Here is a 10,510-nt window from a genome sequence, read left to right on the forward strand (position 1 = left end):
ATTGAAGCGGAGGAAACGACAATGGCCACGATCGCATTCATCGGTCTCGGCAACATGGGCGGCCCTATGGCGGCCAACCTCGTCAAGGCCGGCCACAAGGTCGTCGCGTTCGACCTCGTCGAAGCCTCGCGCAATCAGGCCAAGGCCGACGGCGCCGGCATCGCCGACAGCGCCGCGGGTGCAGTGAAGGGCGCCGATGTCGTCGTCACCATGTTGCCGGCCGGCAAGCATGTGCTCGGCGTCTGGAATGAAATCCTTCCCGCAATGACCAAGGGCGCGCTGGTCATCGACAGCTCCACCATCGACGTCGAGAGTGCGCGGCAGGCGCATGCGCTCGCCGGCAAGCACGGCGTGCTCTCGGTGGATGCGCCGGTCTCCGGCGGCACCGGCGGCGCCAAGGGCGCGACGCTCACCTTCATGTGCGGCGGCGAGGAGAGCGCATTCGCGGCGGCAAAGCCCGTGCTGGAGAACATGGGCAAGAAGATCGTGCATTGCGGCGGCGCCGGCGCAGGGCAGGCGGCCAAGATCTGCAACAACATGATCCTCGGCATTTCCATGATCGCGGTGAGCGAAGCTTTCGCGCTCGGCGAGAAGCTCGGCCTCTCGCACCAGGCGCTGTTCGACGTCGCCTCGACCTCGTCGGGCCAGTGCTGGTCGCTGACGACCTATTGCCCGGTGCCGGGTCCGGTGCCTACCTCGCCGGCCAACAACGACTACAAGCCGGGATTCGCCTCGGCGCTGATGGTGAAGGATCTGACGCTGGCGCAGGACGCCGCGAAGGCGGCCGGCGCGGCGACGCCGCTCGGCAAGCATGCGCAGGAGATCTATCAGTCTTTCGACGCAGCCGGGCAAGGCGGGGTGGATTTTTCCGGAATTATCAAGCACGTTCGCAGCCTCGCTGGAAAATAGCGAGGCTTCGTAGCCCGGATGGAGCGAAGCGAAATCCGGGACAGCTGCCTCCAATGGCGTAGCCGGCCCCGGATTGCGCTTCGCTCCATCCGGGCTACGTTCGAAGATCAATTCGACGGGCCCGGAACATGACGACATTTCAGGACGCGCGCGCGTTTCTGCTCAAGCACCGCACGGATTACGAGGCCGCGGTCAAAGGATTCCGCTGGCCGGATCCGGTTCCCTTCAACTGGGCGCTCGACTGGTTCGACGAGCTGGCGAAGGACGCCGAAGCCAAGGACCGGCCCGCGCTCTGGATCGTCGATGCCGCGCAGGACCGGCAGACAAAGCTGTCCTTTGCGGCGCTCTCCAAGCGCTCCAATCAGGTCGCGAACTTTCTCCGCGCGCAGGGCCTGAAGCGCGGCGATCATCTCCTGTTGCTGCTCGGCAATGTGGTTCCGCTGTGGGAGACGATGCTGGCGGCGATGAAGCTCGGCGTCGTCGTAATCCCCGCGACCACACTGCTCACCGCGGATGAGCTGCGCGATCGCCTCGATCGCGGCAAGGCGAGGGCGGTGGTGGCCGCCGAGGACCAGGTCGCGAAGTTCGCAAGTCTTGGTGCCGAGAACATCGTTCGCATCGTGGTCGGCACGGCTCACGACGGATGGCTCTCCTATGATGAGGCCGCAAAGGCCCCGGAGAGTTTTAGCGCCGATGGGCCGACTAATGCCGACGACCCGATGCTGCTCTATTTCACCTCGGGGACCACTGCAAAACCAAAACTTGTCCGGCACAGCCAGCGCAGCTATCCGGTCGGGCATCTGTCGACCATGTACTGGATCGGGCTGCAGCCCGGTGACGTCCATCTCAACATCTCCTCGCCCGGCTGGGCCAAGCATGCCTGGAGCTGTTTCTTCGCGCCGTGGAACGCGGGCGCCACCGTGTTCGTGGTCAACCAGCCGCGCTTCGACGCCAAGAGCCTGCTTGCCACCATCGGCCGCTGCGGCGTCACCACGCTGTGCGCGCCGCCGACGGTGTGGCGGCTGTTCATCCAGGAGGACCTGGCGTCCTTCAAGGTGAGCTTGCGCGAGGTCTGCGGCGCCGGCGAGCCGCTCAATCCTGAAGTGATCGACCAGGTGCGGGCGGCTTGGGGTCTCACCATCCGTGACGGATACGGCCAGACCGAAACCACGGCGCTCGCCGGCAACTCGCCGGGCCAGAACATCAAGATCGGCTCGATGGGCCGGCCGCTGCCTGGCTATCGCGTGCAGATCAGCGATGCCGACGGCAACAAGGCGAAGGAAGGCGAGGTCACGCTGGTGCTCGGCGCCGAGCGGCCCGCCGGCCTGATGCAGGGTTATCAGAGCGACGACGGCAAGCTAGCCGGTGCCGAAGGCGAGCTCTATCGCAGCGGCGATGTCGTGTTCGAAGACGACGAGGGCTATCTTACCTTTGTCGGCCGCTCCGACGACGTGTTCAAGTCGTCGGACTACCGCATTAGCCCGTTCGAGCTGGAGAGCGTGCTGCTCGAGCACGAGCTGGTGGCCGAAGCCGCGGTGGTGCCGAGCCCGGACCCGATCCGGCTCGCGATCCCCAAGGCGTTCGTGCTGCTGACCTCGGGCGCGGAGCGGACGCCTGAGACCGCGCTGTCGATCTTCCAGCACCTGCACACGCGGCTCGCCCCGTTCAAGCGCATCCGTCGCCTCGAAATCGTCACCGAGCTGCCGAAGACGATCTCTGGCAAAATCCGCCGGGTGCAGCTACGCAGGCTGGAGCGGGACGATGATCGCAACGATCCGCTGCGCGGCCGGGAATTCCGTGAGGAGGATTTTCCGGAACTGCCGAAAACACGGAGTGAGACCTAAGTGAACGAAGTCTGGAAGAAGCCGCCGATTTCCTTGGAAGCCTATCAGGCCATGGTCGGCAAGGAGATCGGCGTGTCGTCGTGGCACCTGATCGATCAGCCGCGCATCGACACCTATGCCGATGTGATCGAGGATCACCAGTTCATCCACGTCGACCCTGAACGTGCCAAGAAGGAGACCGCGTTCGGCACCACCATCGCGCACGGCTTCCTGACGATGTCGCTGCTGTCGATCATGTCCTATGAGGTGATGCCCGTGATCTCGGGGACCACGATGGGCGTCAATTATGGCTTCGACAAGCTGCGCTTCATCTCGCCGGTCCGCTCGGGCAAGCGCGTTCGCGGCCGTTTCGTGCTGGCCGAAGCCAAGCTCCGTAAGGCCAATGAATTGCAGTCCCGCACCAATGTCACCGTGGAGATCGAGGGCGAGGACAAGCCGGCGCTGGTCGCGGAGTGGCTGGGTCTGATCTATTTCGCGTAGGCCGGGCCGGGCTTGACCCGGCCAGCCATCGCTGCTCAAAAAGGCAACCCAGAGCGGGGTTTTACCCTCTCCCCTTCCGGAGAGGGTGCCTCGCGGAACGCGAGGCGGGTGAGGGGTCTCTCTCCGCGAGCGCATCTGTCGAGAGAGACCCCTCATCCGGCGCTGCGCGCCACCTTCTCCCACAAGGGGAGAAGGGAAGAAGAAATAGAGACCTTCACTCATGGCAATCAGGTTCGACGGACGCGTCGCCATCGTCACCGGCGCGGGCAATGGTCTGGGGCGCGCGCACGCGCTGGGGCTGGCCAGCCGCGGCGCGAAAGTGGTCGTCAACGATTTCGGCGGCGCGCGTGACGGCACCGGTGGCTCGCTGTCGCCGGCCGAGACCGTGGTCGAGGAAATCCGCAAGGCCGGCGGCACCGCGATGGCGGATGGCGCCGACGTCTCCAATTTCGAACAGGTCACCGCCATGGTCGAGCGCGCCACCAAGGAGTGGGGCAGTGTCGACCTCTTGTGCGCCAATGCGGGCATTTTACGCGACAAGTCGTTCGGCAAGATGGAAGCGGCCGACTTCCAAAAGGTGCTCGACGTGCATCTCGTCGGCACCTTCTATTGCTGCAAGGCGGCCTGGGCCGGCATGCGCGACCGCAACTATGGCCGCATCGTGCTGACGACGTCGTCCTCCGGCCTTTACGGTAATTTCGGCCAGGCCAATTACGGCGCGGCCAAGTCCGGCATGGTCGGCCTGATGAACGTGCTCGCCGAAGAAGGCCGCAAGTCCGACATCCGCGTCAACATCATCTCGCCGACGGCCGCTACCCGCATGACGGAAGAGCTGTTGCCGCCGCAGGCGCTGCAACTGATGAAGCCGAACGCGATCACGCCCGCGGTCGAGTACATGCTCAGCGAGGACGCGCCGACCCGCACCATCATGGGCGCCGGTGCAGGATCGTTCGCCGTGATCAAGATCGTGGAGAGCGAGGGCATCAACCTGCCGGAATCCGAATGGACGCCGGACGCGGTCGCCGCGCATTTCGCCGAGATCAGCGACATGTCGAAAGCCAAGGCGCTGACCGGGGCGTTCGAGCAGACGCAGAAATACGTGGCGCAGGCCGCGGCGCGGGCGGGGATCAAGCTCTGACCGATGTCGCCGTCATCGGGGCCGGTCCCGCCGGGTTGATGGCGGCGGAGATGCTGGCGCGGGGCGGCGCGCGCGTCACCGTGTACGACGCGATGCCGTCCGCGGGCCGAAAATTCCTGATGGCCGGCCGCGGCGGACTCAACCTCACCCACAGTGAGCCGCTACCGCAATTCATGGCGCGCTATCGCGAGGCGGCCCCGAAGCTGCAGGCGGCGATCGAAGCGTTTTCGCCGGACGCGCTCCGTGCGTGGAGCGACGCGCTGGGCGAGCCGACCTTCGTCGGCACCAGCGGGCGCGTCTTTCCGAAGGCCTTCAAGGCCTCGCCCTTGCTGCGCGCGTGGCTCCGGCGGCTCGATGCCAGCGGCGTGCGATTTGCGTTTCGTCATCGCTGGACCGGCTGGGACGGCGAGGGGCTGCTGCTGTTTCGAGCGCGCGATGGCGCAGCGGCCGTCACTGCCAGCGCCACCGTGCTCGCGCTTGGCGGCGCCAGCTGGCCGCGGCTGGGGTCGGATGGCAGCTGGGCCGACATCCTTGCCGCGAAGGGCGTTGCCATCTCAAAGCTGCGGCCAGCCAATTCCGGCTTCACGGTCGCTTGGTCCGATGTGTTCCGCGATCGTTTCGAGGGCCAGCCGCTCAAGGGCGTGGCGCTGACGATCGGCGCGCATACGGTGCGCGGCGAAGCCATGATCACGCGTATCGGCATCGAAGGCGGCGCGATCTACGCGCTGTCGGCGGAGTTACGAGAGGAGGTGCTCAGTCTCGGGCAGGCGACGCTTTCGATCGCATTGCGGCCCGACCTCGGCGCCGCCGCTCTGACCACGCGGCTGTCAGGGACACGCGGCAAGCAATCGCTCGCGAACTTCCTGCGCAAGGCGGCGCAATTGTCGCCGGTCGGAATCGGCCTGATGCAGGAGGCCGCCATCGTGTCCGGCCGGCCACTGGCCTCGTTCTCGCCGGCCGAGCTTGCGCATCTGATCAACGCCATTCCGGTTCAGCTCACCGGCGTTGCCCCGATCGATCGCGCGATCTCGACTGCGGGCGGTATCACCTTCGACGAGATCGACGACCACTTCATGCTGCGCAAGCTGCCGGGCGTGTTTGCCGCCGGCGAGATGCTGGACTGGGAGGCGCCCACGGGCGGATATCTGCTGCAGGCGTCGTTCGCCACCGGCGCTGCGGCGGGCAGGGGCGTGCTGAGCTGGCTCAAGAAATCGTAGGGTGGGCAAAGGCGCGAAGCGCCGTGCCCACGATCTTTCGCAGTTACGACGAGAAGTCGTGGGCACGCTTCGCTTTGCCCACCCTACGGCAGTTCGCCTACCGCAGCTTGCCCCGCGCCGCCACCGGCAGTGTGCCGATGATCTCCTCGCCGCGGACCATCACCACTTCGTCCATCATGTTGACGACGACGCAGACATGGTTCGGCACGATGCGGACGACGTCGCCGACATTGGGCCGCGTGTTGCTGCGGGAGAGATCGAGGAAGCCGTGCTCCTCGGCGAATTTTGCGATCTTGGCTTCGGGATGCTCCAGGATCAGGCCGTGACCGTCGAGACCGCCGGTATCAGTGGTCAGCGTCTTCGAGCCGGCATCGAGGATGCCGCGCTCGGGCGCGGCGCGGCTCACCACGGTCGAATAGATGTGCAGCGCGCAGTCGTCCCAGGTGGCGGAGCCCGCCGCGACCTGCATGCGGTCGTTGTAGATGTAGGTGCCGAAGCGATGCTCGGTGCCGCCCTTGAGCTTGCCGATATTCTTCAGGTTCGGCGTGCCGCCGGTCGAGACGATTTTTGCGTCCAGCCCGTGCGCGCGCACGCCGACCAGCGCCTCGTCGTAGAATTTCTGCGCGTCCGCCCAGCCGGTCTCGGTCGGATACAGCATGAAGCCGGCGAACTGCAGCCCCTTGGATGCGGCGATCTCGCGCGCCAGCGCGATCGCCTCCGCCGGGGTCTCGACGCCGGCGCGCTTGCGCCCCGTATCGCATTCGACCACGACCGAGAGCGGACGGCCCGACGCCGCAGCAGCCTTGGGCAGGCCGGCGACGACGGTCGAATTGTCGGCGGCCACCGTCATGTTGGCCTTCGCCTGCAGCGCGCCGAGCCGCGCCATCTTCTCTTCGCCGAGGAGGTTGTAGCTGATCAGGATGTCGTCGATGCCGGCGTTGGCCATGATCTCGGCTTCGCCGAGCTTCTGGCAGGTGATGCCTTTGGCGCCGGCCGCAACCTGCATCTTGGCGATGGTCGGGTTCTTGTGGGTCTTGATGTGCGGACGGTTGGCGACACCGGCCTCGTCGCAGGCTTTCTGGATCCGCGCGATGTTGCGCTCGACCCTGTCCATGTCGATGACGGCGCAGGGCGTGCCGTATTCGCGGGCGATTTTTGCAGCGAGGGGAGTTGTCATGGGAGTCGTCTCTTAGTTGGCGCGCATTCTGGTCGCAAAACTGGTGCCCACTTTTGCGGAATGCGCGCTAGGCCTGCTCAATTTCTTCCCGAAGCATTTCAAGTTCGAGCCAGCGCTCTTCAGCGGCAGACAGTTCATCATGCGCCTTGGCGATAGCGGCGGAGGTGTCGTCGAATTTCTTGCGATCTTTCGCATAGAGATTTGGATCGTCGAGCACGCGCTGCAGTTTTGCAATGTCGGCCTGCAGCGTCTCCATTTTCTTCGGCAGCGTTTCCAGCGCATGCTTCTCGTTGAAGCTCAGCTTGCGCTTCGGTGCGGAGGCGGGAGCAGCGGCGCGCTCCTCTCTCTTCTCCGCAACCGGCTGGGCCTTCGCCGTCTCGCGCTTCAGGTCCGCACCGCGCTGGGTCAGCATGTCGCTGTAGCCGCCGGCATATTCGGTCCACTTGCCGTTGCCCTCAGGCGCGATCACCGAGGTGACGACGCGGTCGAGGAAGTCGCGGTCATGGCTGATCAGGATGACGGTGCCCTCGTAATCGCCGAGCATGTCCTCGAGGACGTCGAGGGTTTCGAGATCGAGGTCGTTGGTCGGCTCGTCCAGCACCAGCAGGTTCGAGGGTTTTGCCAGCGCGCGCGCCAGCATCAGCCGACCGCGCTCACCGCCCGAGAGCACTTCCACCGGCGTGCCGCGCTGCTCCTGCGCGAACAGAAAGTCCTTCATGTAGCCGACGACGTGCTTCGGCTTGCCGCCGACCATGATCTGGTCGCCACGACCGCCGGTCAGTGCTTCGGCCAGCGTCGATTTGGGATCGAGGCTTTCGCGGTGCTGATCGAGCGTCGCTATCTCCAAATTGGCCCCGAGGCGCACCGTTCCGGAATCCGGCTCTGCGCCGCCGGTGAGCAGATTGACCAGCGTGGTCTTGCCGGCGCCATTGGGGCCGATGATGCCGAGCCGGTCGCCGCGCTGGATGCGGGTCGAGAAATTCTCGACGATCTTGCGCTCGCCATAGGCCTTGGTGACGCCCTTGGCCTCGATCACCAACTTGCCCGACTGCTCCGCTTCGGCCGCCGCGAGGCTGGCGGTGCCGGCCGTGCCGCGATAGTTGCGGCGCTGGTCGCGCAGCGTATGCAGATTGGCGAGGCGCTTGACGTTGCGCTTGCGCCGGCCGGAGACGCCGTGGCGCAGCCAGTGCTCTTCGTCGACGATCTTGCGGTCTAGCTTGTGCTGGTCGCGCTCTTCTTCCGCCAGCACCTCGTCGCGCCAGCTCTCGAACGAGGCAAAGCCGCGGTCGATCTGCTTGATCTTGCCGCGGTCGAGCCACGCGGTGGCGCGCGAGAGATTGGTGAGGAAGCGGCGGTCGTGGCTGATGATCACCAGTGCGCTGCGCCTGGAGTCGAGCTCCTGCTCCAGCCATTCGATGGTGGCGAGATCGAGATGGTTGGTCGGCTCGTCCAGCAGCAAAATGTCCGGCGAGGGCGCCAGCACATACGCCAGCGCCGCGCGGCGGGCCTCGCCGCCGGAGAGATTGTGCGGGTTCTCGTCTCCGGTCAGGCCAAGCTGCTCCAGCAGGTAGCGCGCCTGGTGCTGATCGTCGCCGGGGGCGAGACCGGACTCGACATAGGCAAGCGTGGTCTTGTGCTCGCCGAAGTCGGGCTCCTGCGGCAGGTAACGCACGGTGGCGCCGGGCTGCACGAAGCGCGTGCCGCCGTCGGGCTCCACCAGGCCGGCCGCGATCTTCAGCAGCGTCGACTTGCCCGAGCCGTTGCGGCCGATCAGGCAGACGCGCTCGGATGGCGCGACGTTGAGCTCGACGCCTGACAACAGCGGCGTGCCGCCAAAGGTCAGCCTGATGTCTTTCAGTTGGATCAGCGGCGGCGCCATGTCAGCCCTGACTCAAATTCTGGCTCGTTGCGGCCTGATCGGCGCGGCGGCGCTGGATCCGGCGCAGCGTCTGGTCGAGCGCCGAGAGGAAGGCGGAGCGGTCGCGCGGCGCGAATGATCGCGGGCCGCCGGTGACTTCGCCGGCCGAGCGCAGATCCGTCATCAGATTGCGCACCGCCAGCGTCATGCCGATCGACTCCTCCGTGAACGGCTTGCCGTTCGGCGCGATCACGTCGGCGCCAGCCTTGACGCAGCGGCTGGCCAGCGGAATGTCGGAGGTCACGACGACGTCGCCGGGCTTGACGCGTTCGACGATCCAGTCGTCTGCGGCGTCCATGCCGGCGCCTGCGGCGATGCGCTCGATCAGCGGATCGTGCGGCACGCGGATGAAATTGCCGGCGACCACGCTCACGGGCACGCCGTGCCGGAGCGCGACGCGATAGATCTCGTCCTTTACCGGGCAGGCGTCGGCGTCGACATAGATGCGGGTGGGGGTGTCAGTCATTCGCCGCGTGGTACCCCATTCGGGCCGCAAAGGCGAGGGGATTGACCGGTGTTCCCTGGGGCCTACGATCCGTCCGAAACAACAAGAACAGGGAAGATGACCCCATGCCGAACCGGCTCGAAACCTGGCGCGTCGAGGCCTACAACACCGCCAAGCAATCCGAAAACAAGATGCATGACGACACGGTGGCGCGCCGCTTCGGCTTTTCCGGCGGGCTGGTCCCGGGCGTCGATGTCTTCGCCTACATGATGCACGTGCCGGTGGCGCGCTGGGGCCGCGATTTCCTGTCCCGCGGGCTGGTCGAGGCCCGCTTCATCAAGCCGGTCTATGATGGCGAGACCGCCGATGTCGATGCGACCGAGCACAACGGCTTGCTGACGATCGAGGTGTTCAGCCGCACCGAGCTCTGCGCGACAGGCACGGCCTCGCTGCCGGCGGCCGCGCCTGTGGTGTTGCTGAGCGACTATGTCGCCGTGCCCGCGGTGGCCGAGCGCAAGCCGGTCAGTCCCGCGACGTTCGAGATGGGCAAATGGCTGGGCACCACGCCCCGGCGCTGGGCCGGGCAGGATGCGGCTGACTATCTCGCCGACATCAGGGAAACCGATCCGATCTTTGCGCGCGAAGGACTCGGCCATCCCGGGCTGATCCAGCGCGTCATGAACCGCGTGCTGGTCGACAACACCATTCTCGGCCCGTGGATCCATGTCGGCAGCCGCATGCAATTGCTATCGGCGGTACGCACCGGCGACGAGATCACCGCGCGGGCGAAGGTCACGGCCAATTACGAGAAGAAGGGCCACCGCTTCGTCGAGCTCGACGCGCTCGTCGTCGCCAACGGCACCACGCCGCTCGCCCACTGCCAGCACATTGCGATCTACCAGCCGCGCGAGCAGGCGGTGTAGGGTCTTCGCCTCGCCCGCTTGCCGGGAGAGGCCGACGCGCGGAACGCGCGGCGGGTGAGGGGGAGTCTCCGCAAGGACGATGAAAGTTGGACTCGCGGAGAGTCCCCCTCACCCGAAGCCTTGCTGCGCTCCGGCTTCGACCTCTCCCCGCAAGCGCAGGGGAATCGCATATGGGTTTTGTCTAGCTATTGCATTGGAAGGCAAGACGGATTCTGAAGACGACTCCCGGAAGACGGAGGGGGTCGGATGCAGAAGTTCAGAAAGGCCTTTCGGCGGTTGCCGGACCCGCGCGCGGACAATGCCCGGCATGATCTGCTGGAAGTACTGTTCATCGCGTTGGCGGCGACGTTGTGCGGGGCGGATTCGTGCTCGGACATGGCGGACTTCGGACAGTCGAAGGAGGAGTTGTTGCGGCTCTTCCTTCGCCTGGAACATGGCATCCCGAGCCACGATACGTTC

Annotated in this window: 10 protein-coding genes; 7 read left to right on the forward strand and 3 right to left on the reverse strand. The window is 65.9% G+C overall.

From position 1 onward, the window contains the following. From mmsB to A3AS_RS0122865, 5 genes are all read left to right on the forward strand, one after another. Window positions 1-909: a 3-hydroxyisobutyrate dehydrogenase gene (gene mmsB / locus A3AS_RS0122845; protein ID WP_304489545.1), complete on the forward strand. Its 909-nt coding sequence runs from the start codon at window positions 1-3 to the stop codon at window positions 907-909. Between the two features lie 128 nt (window positions 910-1,037). Next, window positions 1,038-2,753, forward strand: coding sequence for an AMP-binding protein (locus A3AS_RS0122850; protein WP_018319884.1), 1,716 nt, complete (start codon window positions 1,038-1,040; stop codon window positions 2,751-2,753). Next, on the forward strand, window positions 2,754-3,233 hold the full coding sequence (locus A3AS_RS0122855; RefSeq protein WP_018319885.1) for a MaoC family dehydratase: 480 nt from the start codon (window positions 2,754-2,756) through the stop codon (window positions 3,231-3,233). Window positions 3,234-3,453: 220 nt separating this feature from the next. Further along, window positions 3,454-4,371, forward strand: a complete 918-nt coding sequence (locus A3AS_RS0122860) for an SDR family NAD(P)-dependent oxidoreductase (protein WP_018319886.1) — start codon at window positions 3,454-3,456, stop codon at window positions 4,369-4,371. Further along, window positions 4,368-5,588 carry a TIGR03862 family flavoprotein gene (locus A3AS_RS0122865; protein WP_084674889.1) on the forward strand — a complete coding sequence of 407 codons (1,221 nt, stop codon included), beginning with the start codon at window positions 4,368-4,370 and terminating at the stop codon, window positions 5,586-5,588. The genes A3AS_RS0122860 and A3AS_RS0122865 overlap by 4 nt, the downstream gene beginning before the upstream one ends. A 97-nt stretch (window positions 5,589-5,685) precedes the next feature. On the opposite strand, the gene A3AS_RS0122870 is transcribed toward A3AS_RS0122865, so the two are convergent. From A3AS_RS0122870 to A3AS_RS0122880, 3 genes are all read right to left on the reverse strand, one after another. Continuing rightward, entirely contained in the window at window positions 5,686-6,765 is a 1,080-nt protein-coding gene (locus A3AS_RS0122870; protein ID WP_018319888.1) for a D-TA family PLP-dependent enzyme, read from the reverse strand. Window positions 6,766-6,832: 67 nt separating this feature from the next. Further along, window positions 6,833-8,644, reverse strand: a complete 1,812-nt coding sequence (locus tag A3AS_RS0122875; protein ID WP_018319889.1) for an ABC-F family ATP-binding cassette domain-containing protein — start codon at window positions 8,642-8,644, stop codon at window positions 6,833-6,835. A 1-nt stretch (window position 8,645) separates the two neighbouring features. Further along, entirely contained in the window at window positions 8,646-9,149 is a 504-nt protein-coding gene (locus A3AS_RS0122880; protein ID WP_018319890.1) for a YaiI/YqxD family protein, read from the reverse strand. A gap of 104 nt (window positions 9,150-9,253) precedes the next feature. Between A3AS_RS0122880 and A3AS_RS0122885 the strand changes: the two genes are divergently transcribed. Both A3AS_RS0122885 and A3AS_RS0122890 read left to right on the forward strand, forming a co-directional pair. Continuing rightward, window positions 9,254-10,051 carry a hypothetical protein gene (locus A3AS_RS0122885; RefSeq protein WP_018319891.1) on the forward strand — a complete coding sequence of 266 codons (798 nt, stop codon included), beginning with the start codon at window positions 9,254-9,256 and terminating at the stop codon, window positions 10,049-10,051. A gap of 246 nt (window positions 10,052-10,297) precedes the next feature. Then, window positions 10,298-10,510 (forward strand): transposase family protein (locus tag A3AS_RS0122890; RefSeq protein WP_018315544.1); only part of this gene is annotated, 213 nt, incomplete at its 3' end.

It is taken from the genome of Bradyrhizobium sp. WSM2793, from assembly GCF_000379585.1.
Taxonomy (GTDB): Bacteria; Pseudomonadota; Alphaproteobacteria; order Rhizobiales; family Xanthobacteraceae; genus Bradyrhizobium.